At 65.2% G+C, this 19,206-nt stretch carries 10 protein-coding genes; 3 read left to right on the top strand and 7 right to left on the bottom strand.

The features are described from left to right. Window positions 1-95: 95 nt before the first annotated feature. The 5 genes from J8F10_RS22880 to J8F10_RS22855 all read right to left on the bottom strand — a co-directional run bounded on the left by J8F10_RS22880 (window position 96) and on the right by J8F10_RS22855 (window position 10,275). Window positions 96-3,758, bottom strand: coding sequence for an efflux RND transporter permease subunit (locus J8F10_RS22880; RefSeq protein ID WP_210657787.1), 3,663 nt, complete (start codon window positions 3,756-3,758; stop codon window positions 96-98). Between the two features lie 124 nt (window positions 3,759-3,882). Continuing rightward, window positions 3,883-5,109, bottom strand: coding sequence for an efflux RND transporter periplasmic adaptor subunit (locus J8F10_RS22875; RefSeq protein WP_210657785.1), 1,227 nt, complete (start codon window positions 5,107-5,109; stop codon window positions 3,883-3,885). 227 nt (window positions 5,110-5,336) lie between these two features. Then, entirely contained in the window at window positions 5,337-5,972 is a 636-nt protein-coding gene (locus tag J8F10_RS22870) for a rhodanese-like domain-containing protein (protein ID WP_210657782.1), read from the bottom strand. 113 nt (window positions 5,973-6,085) lie between these two features. Further along, window positions 6,086-7,510 carry a DUF1501 domain-containing protein gene (locus J8F10_RS22865; RefSeq protein WP_210657781.1) on the bottom strand — a complete coding sequence of 475 codons (1,425 nt, stop codon included), beginning with the start codon at window positions 7,508-7,510 and terminating at the stop codon, window positions 6,086-6,088. A 71-nt stretch (window positions 7,511-7,581) separates the two neighbouring features. After that, window positions 7,582-10,275, bottom strand: coding sequence for a PSD1 and planctomycete cytochrome C domain-containing protein (locus J8F10_RS22855; protein ID WP_246523517.1), 2,694 nt, complete (start codon window positions 10,273-10,275; stop codon window positions 7,582-7,584). 195 nt (window positions 10,276-10,470) lie between these two features. Here J8F10_RS22855 and J8F10_RS22850 point away from each other — a divergent pair, with 195 nt between their 5' ends. Then, entirely contained in the window at window positions 10,471-12,819 is a 2,349-nt protein-coding gene (locus J8F10_RS22850) for a serine hydrolase (protein WP_210657779.1), read from the top strand. A 250-nt stretch (window positions 12,820-13,069) separates the two neighbouring features. Here the strand turns inward: J8F10_RS22850 and J8F10_RS22845 are convergent, their stop codons facing one another. Next, complete coding sequence (locus J8F10_RS22845; protein ID WP_210657777.1) at window positions 13,070-13,837, bottom strand: hypothetical protein; 768 nt, start codon at window positions 13,835-13,837, stop codon at window positions 13,070-13,072. A gap of 200 nt (window positions 13,838-14,037) precedes the next feature. Here J8F10_RS22845 and J8F10_RS22840 point away from each other — a divergent pair, with 200 nt between their 5' ends. Together J8F10_RS22840 and J8F10_RS22835 are read left to right on the top strand one after the other, a co-directional pair. Then, window positions 14,038-14,667, top strand: coding sequence for a sigma-70 family RNA polymerase sigma factor (locus J8F10_RS22840; RefSeq protein ID WP_210657775.1), 630 nt, complete (start codon window positions 14,038-14,040; stop codon window positions 14,665-14,667). 137 nt (window positions 14,668-14,804) lie between these two features. Next, window positions 14,805-17,267 carry a serine/threonine-protein kinase gene (locus J8F10_RS22835; RefSeq protein WP_210657774.1) on the top strand — a complete coding sequence of 821 codons (2,463 nt, stop codon included), beginning with the start codon at window positions 14,805-14,807 and terminating at the stop codon, window positions 17,265-17,267. Between the two features lie 272 nt (window positions 17,268-17,539). Here J8F10_RS22835 and J8F10_RS22830 read toward each other — a convergent pair whose 3' ends face one another. Next, window positions 17,540-18,775: a hypothetical protein gene (locus tag J8F10_RS22830; RefSeq protein ID WP_210657772.1), complete on the bottom strand. Its 1,236-nt coding sequence runs from the start codon at window positions 18,773-18,775 to the stop codon at window positions 17,540-17,542. Between the last annotated feature and the right edge of the window lie 431 nt (window positions 18,776-19,206).

The following is a 19,206-nucleotide window of genomic DNA, read 5'->3' as shown; positions in this document are numbered from 1 at the left end:
ACAAGCGCCCAATTCAACACAGTCACTCACCCGTCTCGCAAAGCCTCGCCGCCCTCTCCCCTTGCGGGAGAGGGCAAAGCAGAAAACTGCTCCGGTTACTTCGTTCCGCCGCGCGCCCGGATCTTGCGCACGACGTCGCCGAGCCGCCGGGCGGTCCGGGTCGGGACCGCGAGCACGATGCGACTGGCCCCCTGCACGGCGCCGCCGAGCGTGCCCACCGTGTCGCCGGTGGCGATGACCAGCATCCCGAGGAACACCGCGAGGAGCAGGCCGACGAACCCGAACAGGATCTCGTAAAGCAGCGCCTCGGACCCGAACTCGATCGCGAGGAGCATCCCCGGGATGGCAACAAGGACGAGTGCCAGTTCCGCCAGCGACATCACCCGGGAGTGCCCCGTCAGGCGCCGCGTGCGGCGCACGAGGCGGTCCATGAGGGCGAAGAACACGGGCGTGAGGAACACGCCGAACGCGGTCACCCCGAGCATCCCGCCCAGCACGGCCACGCCCAGCGCCTGGCGCATCTCGGCCCCCGCGCCCTTCGCGATCGCGAGCGGCACCACGCCCAGCATGAACGCGACCGACGTCATCATGATCGGCCGGAACCGGAGCGCGCACGCCTCCAGGATCGCCGCGTTCAGGTCCGCGCCCTTGTCGCGCGCAATCTTCGCGAACTCGACGATCAGAATGGCGTTCTTGCACGCGAGCCCCACGAGCACCACGAACCCGACCTGCGTGAAGATGTTCACGTCCTGCTTGCCGATGCCGGACGCGAGCACCCACTTGTTGGCGTTGCCGATGAGCACCCGGTCGGTCCACCCCGCGGCGCCGAGTGCCCACGGCCCCAGCTTCAGGAACTCGGGGCCGTCGCCCGCGTTCCACTGCAGAACCTGCTGCGTCGCGGACCCGGGGTCGCTGAGCCACACCGCGCCGAGCGAGCACGCCACGCACACCGGCACGACGAGGATCACCGCCAGCGGAAACGCCCAGCTCTCGTAGAGCGCGGAGAGGATCAGGAACACGAACGCGACCGACAGCCCGAACACCAGCCCGCCCGTGTTGCGCGACTGCTTTTCGAGGAACGTGAGTTCCGTCCACTCGTAGGCCATCTTGTCGGGCAGTTGCTGCTCGGCGAGCTTCTCGAGCATCCCGATGGCGTCGCCGGTGCTGCTCCCGGCCGACACGTTGCCGTTCACCGCCGCGGCCGGGTACATGTTGTACCGCGTGATGACCAGCGGCCCGCTCCGCTCGTTCACGGTCAGCAGTGCGCCCAGGGGCACCATGTCGCCCTTCTTGTTCCGCACCTTCAGGCGCTTCACGTCTTCCAACTGGTCCCGGAACCGGTCGTCCGCTTGCACGTTCACCTGCCACGTGCGGCCGAACCGGTTGAAGTCGTTCGCGTACCGGCTGCCCATCGTCCCTTGGAGGGCCGCGTACACGTCCCCCACGTCCACCTGGCGCTGCAGGCACGCATCAACGTTGATGGACAGCACGAGTTGCGGCGAATTGGTCTTGAACACGGTGAACAGCCCGACCACCTGCTTCTGCTGGTTCGCCTTATCGATGAACGCTTCCGTTTGCTGCTGAAGCATGGCCGGGCCGACGTCGCCGCGGTCCTCGATCATGATGCGGAACCCGCCGGCGCGCCCGAGCCCGGACACCGCCGGTGCGCCGAACACCTGCACCTGCCCCTCGGGGCAGAGCATGTTGAACCGCTTCCGCAACTCGATCGCGATCGCGTCGGCCGTGAGGGTCTTCGAGCGCCGGTTCTCGAAGTCGTCGAGGATGACGAACATGGAGCCGAAGTTCGAGCCGTAGGCGCTGATGACGAACGAGTTGCCCGCGACCGCGTTCACGTGCCGCACCGGGCGCACCTTGTTGCCGGTGCCGTCGTCCAGTTCCGTCTCCAGCGCGATCCGGCTGATCTTCGACATCACCTCGCGCGTGCGCTCGGCGCTCGCTGCGTCCGGGAGCTGCACGCTGCAAATCATGTAGCCCTTGTCTTGCTGCGGGATGAACCCGGTGGGCTGCGTGCGGAACGCGGCCATGCCCGATGCGACGATCGCCCCGTACCCGGCCAGAACCAGTAGCGGCACGCGCAGCCCGAGGCTGACGAGCTTCACGTACCCGCGGTTCACGGTCGCGAACACCCGGTTGAACAACTGCCCCAGGTACGTCAGCGGGAAGAAGGCGTAGCCCATCAGGACCGCGAAAATCGATCGCTTCCGCGTCGGGTCGGGCGGCCCCTTGAGCAGCAGCGCGCACAGCGCCGGGCTGAGCGTGAGCGAGTTGAAGGTGGAGATCAGCGTGCTGACCGCGATCGTGAGCGCGAACTGCCGGAAGAACGCCCCCACGATCCCCGAGAGGAACGCACACGGGAGGAACACCGCGCCGAGTACGACGCCGACCGCGATGATGGGGCCGGACACGTCCTCCATCGCGCGCAACGTTGCTTCGCGCGGAGTGAAGCCCTTCTCCAACTGGTGCTGAACGGCCTCGACGACGACGATGGCGTCGTCCACCACGATGCCCACGGCGAGCACCAGACCGAACAGCGTCAGGTTGTTGATCGTGAACCCGGCCAGCGCCATCGCGCCGAACGTGCCGATGATGGCGACCGGAACCGCGGCGAGCGGGATGAACGCGGCGCGCCACGTCTGCAGGAACACGAGTACCACAATTGCAACGAGGACGATCGCGTCGCGGAGCGACTTGAACACCTCGAAGATGGACTCGCGGATGAACGGGCTGGTGTCGTAGCCGATTTCGTAGGTGATGCCGGGCGGGAAGTCCGTGCCCATCTTCGCCATGTGCCCCTTCACCGCCTCCGCCGTTTCGATGGCGTTGGCTTCGGGCAGAATGAAGATGGCGAGGCCGACGGTGGCCTTGTCGTCGAACCGGTTAGCGACGTCGTGGGACTTCGCGCCGAGTTCCACCCGGGCGATGTCCTTCACCTTTACCAGTTGCCCCTGCGGGCCGGCCTTCACGACGATTTGCTCGAACTGTTCGACGTCCTCGAGCCGGCCGAGCGCGGTGAGCGTGAACTGGTACGGCTGCCCGGACCCGTTGGGTGGTTGCCCCACTTGCCCGGCCGCGATGGGCAGGTTCTGCTGCCGGAGCGCCAGAATCACGTCGGCCGCGGTGAGGTTCCGGGCGGCGAGCTTGTCCGGGTCCACCCACAGGCGCATCGCGTAGTCGCGCTGGCCGAAGATGGTCACGTCGCTGATGCCCGGCAACCGCTGCAGTTCTTCCTTGAGCTTCAGGACCGCGTAGTTGCTCAGGTAGAGCTGATCGTACCGGCCCTCGGGCAGCCCCGGCTCCGGCGGGGACGTGATCCCGACCGTCATGAGCAGTTCGGGCGACCGCTTCCGCGTGGTGATGCCGGTGGCGCGGACCACTTCGGGCAGTTGCGGAAACGCGAGGTTGACGCGGTTCTGCACCCGCACCTGGGCCATGTTCAGGTCCGTGCCGCTCTTGAACGTGACCGTCAACGTGTACGTCCCGTCGCTCGTACACTGCGAGGTCATGTACAGCATGTCTTCGACGCCGTTCACCTGTTGCTCAATGGGCGACGCGATCGTCTCGGACACGACCTGCGCACTGGCGCCGGGGTAGTTGCAGTCGATCTGGATCGTCGGCGGGGTGACTTTGGGGTACTGCGAGACGGGCAACGACCCGACGGCCATCGCCCCGGCGAGGGTAATCACCACCGAGAGGACGGTGGCGAAGATGGGCCGATCAATGAAGAACCGTGCGATCATAAGTCAGCAAGGAGAGGTCGGGTGGGGCGCCCGCCGGAGTGAGGTTCCACCTCCGGCTGCCATCGGTTCGGTGCGCCGTTCGGCGCGATCGGGCGATTCGAGTCACCAGTCGGGTGCGAGTGGGCTAGACGGAGCCCGGCCCCAGTTTCAATCGCGGGGCCGGGGCTTCGGGCGCTGCGGGGGCCGCATCGGTAGAGAGCTTCGTCGGCGGAGCCGGTTTCGGATTCACCTCCACGCCCGGGCGCACGCGGAGCATCCCGTCCACAATGACCTTGTCGCTCGTCTTGACCGCACCGTCTTCGATCACCCGCAACTGGCCGTACTGCTGGCCCACGCGGACGTTGCGCCGGACGACCTCATTCTTCTCGCCCACGAGGTACAGGAACTTTTGCCCCTGGTCGGACCCGATGGCCTTTTCCGGGACGAGGATCGCGTCGCGCGGCCCCCCGATGGGCATGCGCACGCGGACGAACTGCCCCGGCGACAGCATGTACCACGGCGCCCGAGAGATCTTCGGGTTCAGGATCTCGGCCCGCACCCGGAGCGTTCCGGTGCCGGCGTCGATCTGGTTGGACGTGAACACGACCAGCCCGGAGAGCGTGTGGGTGTCGTCGTCGGCCAGCGCGATCTGCACGATGCGCGGCTGCTCGCGGGACGACGTGACCGCGCCCTGTTCGATCAATTTGCGCACCCGCGACACCGTGCGCTCGTCCACGTCGAACGTCGCGTACACGTAGTTGAGCTGCACAATGGTGCTGAGGGCCGTGTCGTCGGCTTTGACGAGGTTCTCCTCGTCCACGAACCGCTTATCCAGTCGGCCGTCGAACGGGGCGCGGATGGTGCAGTACCGGAGGTTGGTGGCGGCGAGTTGCACCGCGGCGCGGGCCACGTTCACGTCGCCCTCGGCCTCGGCCTTGTCACCGGACTTGATGTCGTAGTCCTCTTTGGCCGCGCTCCCCTTGTCGTACAGTCCTTTCACGCGGTCGTAGTTGTCGGTCGCGGTTTTTAAGTGAACTTCGGCCTTACCGAGGGCCGCCGTCGCCTGATCGAGCTGCGCGCGGTAAATGCGGCTGTCGATCTCGAACAGGGGTTGCCCTTCCTCAATGTCCTGACCGTCCTTGAAGTGAATTTTCTTCAGGTGCCCGGTCACGCGCGACTTGATTTCGACGACCCGGTACGGTTCGGTGCGCCCGGCGAAGTCTTCGTAGTCGTTCACCCGCTGGGCCAGCGGCGCGCTCACGAGCACGACGGGCGGCGGGGTCTTCACCGGTTCCGGTGGCTTCCGGGCGCACCCGGCCAGCACAGCGGTGGTGGTGAGAAAAACGGTGGCGGCAACGTATCGAGTTATCATGGATTAGCGGCAGCGGGAGTGTGACTGCGGCAGGCGCCAAGTGAATACCGCACCCGCTCGAAGAGCTTACGCGGCACTCATAGACGCCTCATGATAAGGGGCGTGGCTCGCGGTTGCAAAGGACTTGATCGGGGTAAATGCCGCTGGCGCATCGGTTTGATGAGACCGAAGAACGCAAAACGGGGGCCAGAAGCCCCCGTGCTGTTGAGCACAGAACGGACACGCCTTTACTTCGTGTTGGACTCGAAAGTGACCTTCGCGCTACTGGGGTCGAGTTGTGGCCCGAGTTCGTACACGTTCTTGTAACCGTACCCGTATAGCGCGATGTAGGTCGAGATGTTCAGCGACGCGATCGCGCCCTTGCCGGGAAACGCTAAAGCCGCTTTGAGCCCCACGAGTTTACCCGTGGGGTTGTCCGGGGTGATACGGACGGTCGTCGGCGCGCCGCCGTTGACGAAGTTGTTGTTGCAGTAGATCAGGATCTTGGCGTCCCTGTCCGGCAGGGTCTTCTTAAGGCTCTCGATGTCGATGTCGGGGAAACTCAGGTTGATCGCGCCCTTAATGTGCAGGATGTCGTACTTCTCCTTGCTGCGGGCGTCGAGGACGATCGCACCCTTCTCCTGGCTCATCTTGATGAACTCGGATTCCGTGAGCCGGCGCTTCTCGCGGTGCTGGGCGGCCTCCTGAGCGATCTTCAGATAACCGTTGAAGTCGATATTGGGGTTCGCGAGCGGGTCGGGGACTTTTGCCACGGCCTTCTGAGGCGCGGGCGGTTGCGAGTCGGCCGAGTTCGCGGTCGGTGCGGCGACGTGCGCGGCCAGATAGCCACCCCCGAACACGAGCGTTAGGACGAGGTACTTCATCGCGTCTCTCCCGTTCCAAGTGCTCGCGGCACACGACCGCGAGTGCTTGGACTATACCGGGCTTCCGCGAACCGGGGCGCAACGAAGGTGTAACTACGAGCGCGGCGCTCGGGCTACGCCAGGATGTCCCTCACCACGCGCCCGTGGACGTCGGTGAGGCGGTAGTCGCGGCCCTGGAACTTGTGGGTCAGGCGCTCGTGGTCGATGCCGAGCAGGTGGAGCATGGTCGCGTGCAGGTCGTGGACCGGGAACACGTTCTCTTCGGCGTTGTACCCGAACTCGTCGGTGGCCCCATACGAGACCCCGCCCTTAATCCCGCCGCCCGCGAGTAGTACGCTGAAGCCCTTCATGTGGTGGTCGCGCCCGTTACCGCCCTGGGACATCGGCGTGCGCCCGAACTCGCCGGTGAGCACGATCAGCGTGTCCTCGAACATCCCGAGTCGCTTCAGGTCGCGGACCAGCGCGGCGAGCGGCTGGTCGATTTCCTCGATCTTCAGTTTGATGCCGTCCTTGATGCCGCCGTGGTGGTCCCAGTCGCGGTGGTAGAGCTGGATGAACCGCACGCCCTTCTGGGCCATGCGCCGGGCGAGCAGGCAGTTGGCCGCGAACGAGCCGTCGCTCCCCTTCGTGCCGTAGGATTCCATGACCTTTGCGGGCTCGTCCCGCATGTCCATCAGATCGGGCACGCTCGTCTGCATCTTGAACGCGAGCTCGTACTGACCGATACGCGTAGCGATTTCCGGGTCGTCTACCGCGGCGTTCTGCATCTGGTTGAGCTTCGCGACGGCGTCGATGACGTCTTTTTGCTGACCCGCGTCCACGCCGGGCGGGTTCGTGAGGTACAGCACCGGGTCGCCCTTCCCGCGCAGTTGAACGCCCTGGAACTTGCCCGGCAGGAACCCGGCCGACCACTGGCGCGACGCGATCGGCTGGTTCTGCCCGCCCCGCCCGTTCGAGGTGAGCACCACGAACCCGGGCAGGTCGGCGGACTCGCTCCCGATGCCGTAAGTGAGCCAGCTCCCCATGCTCGGCCGGCCCGACACGCTCGACCCGGTGTTCATGAACGTGTGGGCCGGGTCGTGGTTGATCGCCTCCGTCTTGCACGATCGGACGATGCACAAGTCGTCCGCGACGTCGGGCAGGAACTTGAACAGTTCGTTCATCTCCTGGCCGCTCTTTCCGTGCTTCTTGAACCCCCACTGCGGGCCAAAACACACGAGCTTGTTGCCCTGAAGCTGTGCGATCGGCTGACCCTTCGTGACGCTCTCGGGCATCAGTTGGCCGTTCCGCTTCGCGAGTTCGGGCTTGTTGTCGAACAGTTCCAGATGGCTCGCGCCGCCGGCCATCACCATGAAGATGACGCGCTTGGCCTTCGGTGTTACGTGCGGCTTCGCGATCACTCCACGCGGCACTTGCGGCTCCGCCGCACGCACGTTCCGGTCGGCGAGCAGCGACGCCAGCGCCGCAGTGCCCACCCCGCGACAGGCGTCACCGAGGAACGCGCGGCGCTGGAGGAACCGGATGGTTTGGAGGTTCATGAGGGCATTCCTGAAAGCCGCCCTTGCGGGCGGTGATTAGCGATTAATGCGAACCGGTGGTGAGGGCCAACTCACTCCCTCGTGATCGTCTCGTGCAAGTTCAGGATCACGCGACACACGCTCACCCATGCGGAAAGTTCCTCGGGCTTCGTATCCTTGGGCACCGGCATGTCGCCGATCGCGAGGAGTTTCTTCGCGTCGTCCGGCTTGTCCGCGAACTGCTTGCGGTGCTTGTTCAGCACACTCAGTAGCACTTGAGTCTCCTCGGGCTTCGCGACACGACCGGTGGCGCGCTCGAACGCCCACGCCACTTTCGCGTCGTCGGTCGCGCCGCCGTCCTTCAGCGCCTTCGCTGCGAACGCCTTGGCCGCCTCCACGAACTCCGGGTCGTTGAGCAGCACGAGCGCCTGCTGCGGGATGTTCGACTTCGGCCGGTCGCAGGTGCATTCTTCGCGGCTCGGCGCATCGAACGCGACCATCGCCGGGTGCGGGAACGTGCGCTGCCAGTGCGTGTACATCCCGCGCCGGTACACCTTGTCGCCCGCATCCTTCTGCCACTCGCGCACCGGGAAGTTGAGTGCGGCCCAGTACCCGGCCGGCTGGTAGGGCTTCACACTCGGGCCACCGATTTGCGAGTTCAACAGCCCGCTCACAGACAGCGCGGTGTCGCGGATGAACTCGGCGTCGAGGCGCTGGCGCGTCTGGCGTGCGAACAGCTTGTTCATCGGGTCGCGCTCGCGGACCGCGGGCGTTTCCACCGACGATTGCCGGTATGTGGCCGACGTGACCATCAGCCGGACGAGGTGCTTCACGTCCCACGAAGAAGAACCTAACCCCCCAACCCCCTTCCCTAAAAAGGAAGGGGGAGAAGAGCCAGAAGTCGAAGGGAGAGCAGAACCCTTGATGCTTTTTAGCCCCTCTCCCTTTGGGGGAGGGGTTGGGGAGGGGTTTGAGAACTCGCTCGCGAGCCAGTCGAGCAGTTCGGGGTGCGTCGGCTGCTCACCCTGAATGCCCGTTTCTTCGAGCGAGCGGGCGATGCCGTAGCCGAAGAAGAGGCGCCAGAGCCGGTTAACGGTGGCGCGTGCGACGAGCGGGTTCTCGGCCGAAACGGTCCACTTCGCGAGATCGAGTCGAGTGTAGCGCCCCGTCCCCCCGGCGAGTGGCGGAAGAGGGGGAAGGAACCCCGGCGCGTTCGGCTTCATGACGGGGCCGGTTTCATCGAGCCAGTTGCCGCGCGGCAAGATGCGCACCGTGCGCGGCGAGCCACTGATGGAAATGAGGACGTGCGGCAGGGCGTTCTCGAAATCCGCCCGCGCCTTTGTCGCGGTAGCGAAGGCGTCGCGCTCAGATTTAAGATCGGGCGCGTTGTCGCGTGCGAAGGCCACGAGGCGCCCGTTCTCCGCGGCAGTTCGTTTGTCGACGTCCTTCGCGAGAATTGCCTTTACGTCGTTGGGAACGGTAACCGCCGCACCCTTTTTGTCGGGCTTCGGGTTGGGCCATTTCTCTGCGCTCTCGAACGCCTTCGCGCTTTCGGCAAACGTCTTCGCGGCCGCATCGAGTTTCGTCTGCGCGACGGGGATCGCGCTGGTAAGGCGCTTCAGTTCCGCGTCCTGTTCGGGCGAGGACGGTACGGGCACACCGGGGCCGCGGTTGCCGATCGCGGGCTCCTGAATGTCGGCGAAGAACGCGGCCACCGAGTAGAAGTCCGCTTGGGTATACGGGTCGAACTTGTGGTTGTGGCACTCGGCACACATGAGCGTGCCGCCGAGCCACACCTGCCCGTAGTTCCGCACGCGATCGGCCGCGTACTTCGCCTCGTACTCCTTCGCCTGCGCGCCGCCCTCTTCCGTCGTTTGCAGGAGGCGGTTGTACGCGCTCGCGACCTTCTGCTCCATCGTCGCGTTGGGCAACAGATCTCCCGCGAGTTGTTCAACGGTGAACTGGTCGAACCGCTTGTTCGTGTTGAAGCTCCGAATGACGTAGTCGCGGTACGGCGACACGTTGATGGGGTTGTCGCTGTGATAACCCGCGGAGTCCGCGAACCGCACGAGGTCCAACCACCACACCGCCATGCGCTCGCCGTAGTGCGGCGACGCGAGCAGCTTCTCGACGAGGTTCTCGTATGCCTTCGGGTCTTTGTCGTTTACAAAGGCGCGCACGTCTTCCGGCTTCGGCGGTAGCCCGGTGAGATCAAACGACAGTCGGCGGATCAGCGTGACGCGGTCCGCTTCCTTCGCGGGGGCAACGCCCTCTTTTTGCAACCGCGCGCGGATGAACGCATCGATCGGGTTCGCGGATTGGACCTTGGCTTTCGGAACGTCCGGTCGGTTCACTGGCACGAACGACCAGTGTTCGGAATACTTCGCCCCGTCCGCGATCCACTTCCGCAGTGTCTTGATTTGCGCCTCGGTAAGCGCCGGCTTCTTGGACTTCGCGGGCGGCATACGCTGTTCGGGATCGGTCGTACAGATGCGAGTGAACACCTCGCTCGCGTCCGGCTTCCCCGGAACGAGGGCGCCCGATTTAATGGCGTCCTCGCGCACGTCCAACCGCAGTTTCGCCTTGCGGACCTTTTCGTCCGGCCCGTGGCACGCAAAGCACTGGCTCGACAGAATGGGCCGCACGTCGCGCGCGAAATCGACCGGAGCCTCCACCGCGACCGGCGGCGCGGTCGGAGCAGTCGGTGGCTGCTCACCAAACCCTTCGGTGGGTTTGGCGAGCGTCGCGAGCAAGAGGGCGCATGCGAGAGTGGCGGAGGATCGCATGGGTGAGTTATCGGTGGGGAGGCGATTCGGTGAGGTTGGCATTATACTGGTGCCGGTCGCTTGAACGCGAGACTTGTTCTGGCGTCTTCGTCTGGCCGTTACCTCTCCGGGCCGAGGCGCGAGCTTCTCCTCTCACGCTCCCGGCTCGTCACAAATCCTGTACACAGACACCGCACACCACTTCGAGGAGACGTCATGCTGCGCTGCTTCGTAACCGTTTTCGCGCTCTGTGCGCTCGGCCCGCCCGTATTCGCGCAACCGTCCGTTCCGGCCGCCGAACCGTACCGGGCCGCGGTCGCGGAACTGGAAAAACTCATCAAACATGAGGTGGGCGACAAGAAATTGCCTGCTCTCTCGATCGCGCTCGTGGACGATCAGAAGGTCGTATGGGCCGCGGGCTACGGGTTCCAGGACCGCGAGAAGAAGATCCCCGCGACGGCCGAAACCGTGTACCGCGTCGGGTCGGTGTCGAAGTTGTTTACTGATGTCGCGGTGATGCAGTTGGTGGAAGAGGGGAAGCTCGATCTCGATGCGCCGGTGGCGAAATACATTCCCGACTTCAAGCCCTCTTACAAGGAAGGTGAGAAACAGATCACGCTGCGGATGCTGATGTCGCACCGCTCGGGGCTGATCCGCGAACCACCGGTCGGCAACTACTTCGACCCGACCGAACCGGGCGTCGAAAAGACCGTTACGAGCCTGAACGGGATCGGCCTGATCTACCCGCCCGAATCGCGCATCAAGTATTCCAACGCCGCCATTGGCGTGGTCGGATACACGCTCCAGAAGTCGCAGAACGAGCAGTTCGAGAAGTACGTTCAGCGCCGCGTGCTCGAACCGCTCAGCATGAGCGCGAGTTCGTTCCTGCCGACGCCCGAGGTGAAGAAGCGCCTCGCGGACGCGGTGATGTGGACGTACCAGGGGCGGGAGTTTCCCGCGCCGTTATTTGAACTTGGAGAAGCGCCCGCGGGCTGCATGTACTCGACCGTGCTCGACCTCGCGAAGTTCCAGTCGTGCCTCTTCACAGGCGGAAAGATCGGCGACAAAGCGTTCCTTAAACCGGAAACGCTCGCGGAAATGTTCCGGCCGCAGTTCTCGGAGAAAGGAACCAAGAGCGGCTTCGGCCTCGGTTTCTCGCTGGGGGAATTTGAAGGCAAGCCGCGCGTCGGACACGGCGGGGCGATCTACGGCTTCGCAACGACCTTTGTCGCACTCCCGGGAGAGAAGATCGGCGCCGTGGTGGTCGCGTCGCGTGACGTATCGAACGCGGTGACGGGGCGCATCGCGGACGACGCGCTGCGCCAGATGCTCGCGGCGAAATCGGGCAAGCCGCTGCCGAAAATCGAAATGAGCGAGCCGCTCACGACGAACGAAGCTGTCGCTCTGGCCGGTCGCTACCGCACGGGAGAACGTTGGGCGGACGTGTTCGAGTCCGGCGGGCGCGTGTTCTTCGAGCCGGATCGCGGTGGCGCGCGCGTGCAACTCCGGAAGTTCGGAAACGGGCTGATCTCGGACGATACGCAGGTATGGGGTAACAAGTACGGTCTCACCGACGGCAAAATCACGAACGGGAAGCTCACGTTCGAGAAGGAGAAGCCGGCACTCGCTCCCCCCGCGGAACCGCCGAGCAAGTATAAGGGGCTGATCGGCGAGTACGGCTGGGACCACCTCCCGCTGTACATTTACGAGCGCAACGGGAAGCTCCACGCGCTTATCGAGCTGACCGAAATCGACCCGCTCACCGAAGAATCGGAGAACGTGTTCGCGTTCCCAGCGGATCGCGGGATGTACCACGGCGAGAAGCTCGTCTTCACGCGCGATGCGACCGGGCGCGCCACGAAAGTAACATCCGCGAGCGTCGTGATGGCGCGCCGAAAGATCGATGGCGAGAACGGCGAAACGTTCAAGATCAAGTCCGTGCGCCCGCTCGCGGACCTGCGCAAAGAGGCACTCGCGGCCAAACCGCCTGCCGAGAAGGGCGAGTTCCTGAAGCCGGAACTGATCGACCTCGCGACCATCGACGGGGTGAAGTTCGACATCCGCTACGCGACCGACAACAACTTCCTCAGCACGCCGTTCTACTCTTCCGCGAAAGCGTACATGCAGAAGCCCGCGGCCGACGCGCTGGCCCGCGTTCACACGAAACTGAAGGAACAGGGGTACGGGTTACTCGTGTTCGATGCGTACCGCCCCTGGTACGTCACCAAGATGTTCTGGGACGCGGCGCCGGAGAAGTTCCACGGCTTCGTGGCGGACCCGTCGAAGGGGTCGCGGCACAATCGAGGTTGCGCGGTGGACCTCACGCTGTACGACCTGAAGACCGGTAAGGTCGTCGAGATGGTGAGCGGCTACGACGAATTCTCCGACCGCGCGTTCCCGGACTACATGGGCGGCACGTCCCGGCAGCGCTGGCACCGCGAGTTACTCCGCTCCGCGATGCACGCAGAAGGGTTCACGGTGTACGAAGAGGAGTGGTGGCACTTCGACTACAAGGACTGGAAGAAGTACCCGATCCTGAACAAGACGTTCGAGGAACTGAAGTAGAAACAACGCGGCCCCGGCAGTGAACCGGGGCCGTGGCGCTTGCTTCTTTCGTACACCGAGGCCGCAAGGAAGCGGGAAGCAACTTCCACACAAAGGGATACGCTTCAGTGTAGTCCGCTCGCTCCGCGAGCGGATCTTGAGCCTCCGATGCTAGAGCAGTAACTCTAGCGCGGGAGCCAACCGCTCGCGGAGCGAGCGGACCACACTGAAGAGCACCCGATCTCGTTAAGCCCGCATTTCCCAAAGGAAGTTAGCGGTTCGCCAAGTCACGCGGCATCGGCGCGACTTCGAGTTCATTCTCTTCTTCGCGCCCGGGGCGCCCCGGGCCGCGTTCGCCCGGGAACCCGCCGCGACCGCCCGGTCCCATACCCGGGAACCCGCCCGGCCCACCGGGGAAACGACCACCCGGCCCCACGCCTGGACCGCCGGGGAAGCCGCCGCGCCCACCTGGGCCACCCGGACCCATGCCGCGTTGCTCGCCCGGGCCACCCGGCCCGCGCGGTCCCATCGGTCCCACCCCGGGGCCACCGGAGAAGCCCGGGCCACGCGCGCCGCCTCCGAAGCCGGGGTGACCGGGATGGTCGGCGTGGACCGGGTGGTGCCCGTGGATCGCGTGGATCAACTTGCGGGCCGCGACCGCCTTGGCGGGGTCGTCACCGTCGGCCAACTTCTGGAGCGCCGGGAGTGCGGCCGGGCCGACCGACACAATCGCCCCGCGGGCGCTGTCGCGCACCGTGTCGTGCGGGTCGGTGATCTTTTCGAGCAGCACCTTCAGCCACGCATCCACCACCGCGTCGCTCCTCGGCGCCGGGGGCGGCCCCTTCTTGTCTTCAACCTTCTTTTTCTCGTCAGCCTTCTTTTGCTCGACCTTCTCGTCGGCCTTTTTGCCGCCCTTACCGAACTGGCCCTTCCCGCCGAACGGCGGTTGATTGTCGTCTGGAGCGGCCGTCACGACCGCGGCTCCCACGAGTCCCAAAACCAGAGCTGCCGGGGCCAACACTTTTGAAACCCAGAACATCCCGTTTCTCCGCAGCGATAGGAGAGGACAACACGGGCGAATCGCGGCGCCCAACGTGTTGCGTTCTCTGTCATAATGGAAAACGGGGAACGGCGCCGGTCACGACCAATCACTCAGACCGCTATCATGACTCGCGTTCGCGGTCGCGGGTCCGGGTGGGAGGCCGTTTATCCTCCAACAGCGCTGATGCGAGGAATACGATGGCCGTCGAAGCGGAACAGGAGATCGCGGAACTATTAACGCGGGTGCGGGCCGGCGATCAACAGGCCCTGGCAGAACTTTTCGCGCGGCACCGGAACAAGCTGCGCCGAATGGTCCAGCTCCGGCTCGATCACCGGCTCGCGGGCCGCGTGTCGCCGTCGGACGTGCTCCAGGAAGCGTACATTGACGCCCTGAAGCGCGTCGACCACTACTTCGAGAAGCCGGACCAGCCGTTCTTCGGGTGGCTGCGGTTGATCGTCGGTCAGCGCCTCGCGGACGTTCACCGCGAGCACCTGGCCCAAAAGCGCGACGTCGGGCAAGAGGTGTCCATCAACCGCGGCGGGCCGACCACGGACTCGGCGTGCCTCGCGGCGTGCCTGCTCGGTGCCGGGAGCAGCCCTAGTCACGCGGCGGCGCGGACGGAATCGTTCGTCCGGCTGGAAGAAGCGCTGAACAGTATGGACGCGCTCGACCGCGAGGTGCTGGCCCTGCGGCACTTTGAAGAACTGAGCAATACTGAAACTGCGGCACTGCTCGGGGTCCAACCCGCCGCCGCGAGCAAGCGCTACGTCCGGGCACTCGCCCGCTTGAAACAGATCCTCGAAACGATCCCGGGTTTCGGCGGGTAACGGATCTCATGCCAACAAGAGGTGCGTCCGCGCCTCGCCTCTCGCCTGATTCGCTGTCCGTTAAAGCATTCCAGGTACCGCTCCGGCGGTATGCTATGCTGTCACGCCCTTTTTGGGGCGAAGAAAGCAGGCCGATCATGCACTCCGACGATCGCGACCCGGTCGACATACTGGCCGAAGAGTTCGCCGACTTGCTGCGGCGCGGGGAGCACCCGTCCGTCGGCGCCTACGCCGCCGCGCACCCCGACCACGCTGAGCAGCTCAAGGAGCTGCTCCCTGCCGTTGCGCAGATGGAACTCTTGAAGCGGTTCCGCTCGCCCGCGGGCGCGGCCGAGAAATCGCTCCCCGACCGCCTCGGCGACTTCCGCATCGTGCGCGAACTCGGGCGCGGCGGAATGGGCGTCGTGTTCGAGGCGGTCCAGGAATCGCTCGGCCGGCCGGTCGCTCTCAAAGTGCTCGCGCGGCACGCGCAACTCGATCCGGTGCAGCGCGAGCGCTTCGTGCGCGAGGCGCAGACCGCGGCGAAGTTGCACCACACGAACATCGTCCCGGTGTTCGGCGTCGGCGAGCAGGACGGGCTGCCGTATTACGTGATGCAGCTCATACCGGGGTGCGGGCTGCACTCCGTTGTGCGCCAGTGGCGCAAGCACCTGAACAAGAGCGAAGAAGCGTTCAACGAAACGTGCGCGCACACCCCCAATACGCCCGTCGCGAAACCCACGGGGGCGCCGGCACCGTTCGAGGTAGTCGAACCCGAACTCGAAGGCCCCGAACGGGGCGACTGGCGGTTCATCGCGGGGGTCGGGGTTCAGGCCGCGGAAGCGCTGCACTACGCGCACAAGCAGGGCGTGTTGCACCGCGACGTGAAGCCGGCCAACCTCATCCTCGACGGCGAAATCGTCTGGGTCGCGGACTTCGGCCTCGCGAAGTTGATGCACATCAACGGCCTCACCGCGACCGGCGACATTCTGGGCACGCTCCAGTATCTCCCGCCCGAGTGCCTGACCGGGACCGCGGACGCCCGGAGCGACGTATACGGCCTGGGCGCAACGCTCTACGAACTGCTCACGCTCGAACCGCCCTACGCGGCCGACAGCCCGGCCCAACTCATCAAGAAAGTGGCCGACGCGGACCCGCCGGCCCCGCGCACGCTGAACCTGGACGTCCCGCGCGACCTGGAAACGATCGTCCTGAAAGCGATGGCGCGCGAACCGGGGAACCGGTACGCGACCGCGCGCGACCTCGCGCGCGACCTCGAGGCCTTTCTCGACGACCGGCCCATCAAGGCCCGGCGCATGACGCTCGTTTCGCGCGCGTGGCTGGCGTGCCGGCGCAACCCGACGGTCGCGTCGCTCGCGTTCAGTACGGCCGCGGCCCTCATTCTCGCGGCCGTGACGGGTTGGGTGGGGTACGCGCGCGAAGAGAACCGCCGGAAGGAGGCCGAGGGTGCGAAGACCGAGGCCGAGAAAGCGACCAACGATGCCCGCAACATGTCCAACAAACTGCGCGCGAACCTGAAACTCTCACTGGAAACGTTCGCCAAGGTCTTCGAGGCCGCGAGCGGGAACGCGCACTCGGATTTCGGCATCCTGATGCCGATGGCCGGGCGCGGACCGGATCACCGGATCTTCCTCAGCTTCGGGGGCGGGCCTGGGGGACCGGGCGGCCCCGGTGGTCCCGGTGGCCCTGGTCCCGGCCCCAGGGGGCCGGGCGGCCCTCCCGGTGGGGGACCACCTGGAGACTTCGGTTCGGACAAGGCCGCGATCCTGGAAGCGGTTCTCGCGTTCTACGACAAGTTCGTTGAGCAAAATGCGCCCGAAGACCCGCAACTCCAATTTGAAGCGGCGAAGGCGTCGCGCCGCTTGTGCGAAGCGAACGTGCGGCAGAGGTGCTCGGACAAGGCCATCGCCGCGTTCCGCCGTGCGGTCGCGCTGCTCGAACCGCTCGTGGACAAGTACCCCGATAACGAAGGGATGCGAACGGAACTCGTCGTCGCGTACCTAGTCGCGCCACAGGAGGCGTTCCCGACGGACCGCGACGCCCCCTTCCGGCGCGCGGCCGAACTCGCGCGGGGGAACGTGTGGCTCACCGGTTCGGTGCTCGTCCGCGTCGGCTTGGCGAACGAACAGTCCGAGGACCGGCCGGAGTCCGCCGAGTCCGCGTACCGCGACGCGATCGCGGCATTCACTTCTGTGCCCAAGGAGAACTGGCCCCCGCACGGTCACACGGAACTGGGGTTCGTGCGCCAGCGCCTCGCGAGCGCGTTGAGATTCCAGGGAAAGTTGTCGGCCGCACGCGCGGAACTGGAGCAATCGATTCGGGAACAGCCCCGGATCGTTGACCCGATCGAACGGGAACCGGGCGAGGGGCACCCGCGCCTCAATCCCAATCGTATGCAACTGGCCGATACGTACTGGATGCTGGTGCGGGTCTGCGAAGAGCAGAAGGACGTTCGCGCTGCAGATGAGGCGCGGGCGAAGATCAGAGATTTGGGCTTCCCTGACGACGGCCCTCCCGGTCCATTCGGCCTGTGGTACGGGGGCAAGAAGGGAGATCGGGGTTGGGGCAAGAAAGACGGCTTCCCGCCGAAGAAGAACTGAATGCCGTTCCGGTCGCTCGACCGTGCCGGGTGCGGTTACTTCTGAACCTGGGGTGCGGAGCGCTCACGGCACCGCCCGGACGATATCGTCCGAGTCGCGGATGGAACCGCGACCCGCGGGATTGTCTGTGAGACAGCCCCAGTCACCAGTTGTAAGTTGAGACCAACCCCGATTGCTCACGTCTCAAGTTACAGCACCTGAAGCGTGACGTTGACTGGACGGGCACGACCGAGCGCCCGGCTGTCGTGCAGTTCCGCTTCCACCTGCCTCAATCACGTCCGCAACTCAATTCCCAGCAGCCGGTCCATGACTATGACGAAGAGGCGAACATCAGCCACATCGTCGAAATTAAACGTGTAGGCGCGGCCCGGCCCGGACCACTCTTTCTGTCCGCCGAGTACCCGAACCGTGAAGGTACCTTCAGACAGATGGAACTGCCAGATGTCCTCTCGGGCGCAACGAACCGTTTCGCCACCGCGGTGGACGTCCAGAACGTCCGGGCCAACGGCCAGCCAATTGGAACCGTCCAGATTGAACCGGATAGCCCCGTGCCGGGCGAGTTCGTCGGACAAGTTCTCGAGTCGGTACTGGGTCCAGGCGATTTCCGCCGCACACGCCCACTGGTAGGGCATGTGCGCCCAGGGGTTCTGCCCGTCCGCCGAACCGTAGTACGTGTCTGCGGTCTGGAACCGGATTTGTCCGTCCGCGTCGACCCAATCGAAGCGGAACTCGGTCTCCTGATACGCCCCGTTCCGGTAGTGCCGCGTCAGGGCGGTGCGAAGGGCCGTCGCGTCCCGAAAGAGGAAGACTTCGCTCTCTCGCAGGTGCTGACGGTTGTTGACACAGATGTACCGTGCGACGCCGCCCGTGCCCACGTAACTGCACGCATGCTGGAACCGCGCCCACCCCAACCCCAGCGCCGAACCCAGGAGACCGAGGACCGCACCACCGACCGGAGCGGCGGTTGCGTCCTTCGGCTCCAGAACCGACATCACGAGCCAGCCGAGGAGGAATCCGAGGGCACCGAGAACCGAACTTGCGAGCCGAACCTTGCCTGCGGCACGTGGCCGGGTTCCCCTGACAAGGGACGTGTAGGCGCTGATCGGCGCACCGATCTCGGGCGGCGGGGCGACGAAGTAATCCCCCTCGGGCACCAGCGGTCGGCCACCGTGCCCGGTGACGCCGGCACCGGGGGTCCAGTGTTGCTCCCCGTCCGGAACAACCGCGGTATCTCGGGTCGTCGCGTCCCGGACGGCCTGTTGCTGTCGGCCCTCCTGCCGCGCCCGCGGCAACAAAATGGCCCCAAACGCGAGAAACATGAGCGAAGCGAGGCTGACGATACCCATTCCGGTCAGCGCGTTGCTATCGAGGGTTCCCTTGTCCCGGTATTCGGACCAACCCATGTAAAGCACGAACCCGCAGCCGGCTGTACCGAGTGCCAGACTGCTCCACGCAGCGGACAGCGTCTTCTGCCAGTTCGCGGGGTTGGTATCGTGTGTGCTCACCATTCGTTGACTTTCTGGAACCCTACCGGCCCCTTCTGCGCCGCTCTCTTCGAGCGTATCAGTTGCCCGGACCACTGGAGGGACGAGACGTTCGACGAGAACCGAACTTAGAATTTGCCGGTCGATCTCTGCACTCGTTTGTCCCTTGAAACAAACGAGTGCAGAGATCGACCGGCAACCGTCTGTGTAACGTCCAGCAGGATAACTTATTCGATACCGCGCTCAAGCAGGAAGTGGTCCGTGGATCATCACGCTATTGGCCACAAGCACGCACTCGACTTTGGCCCCGATTGGGAGCGGATTCTTGATCCGCTCCCAAATCGTCCGGATAGCGGTGTTGGAACAGCGGTCCCCGCGGAGGGTCGAAAAGCAAGTGCTCGGATGACGCAACATCATCCTGGTGGAAACCACCGAGCTAACTGCACCCGACACGG

The sequence above is a fragment of the Gemmata palustris genome, assembly GCF_017939745.1.
Taxonomy (GTDB): Bacteria; Planctomycetota; Planctomycetia; order Gemmatales; family Gemmataceae; genus Gemmata; species Gemmata palustris.
This window is presented reverse-complemented; position numbering and strand designations above follow the sequence as displayed.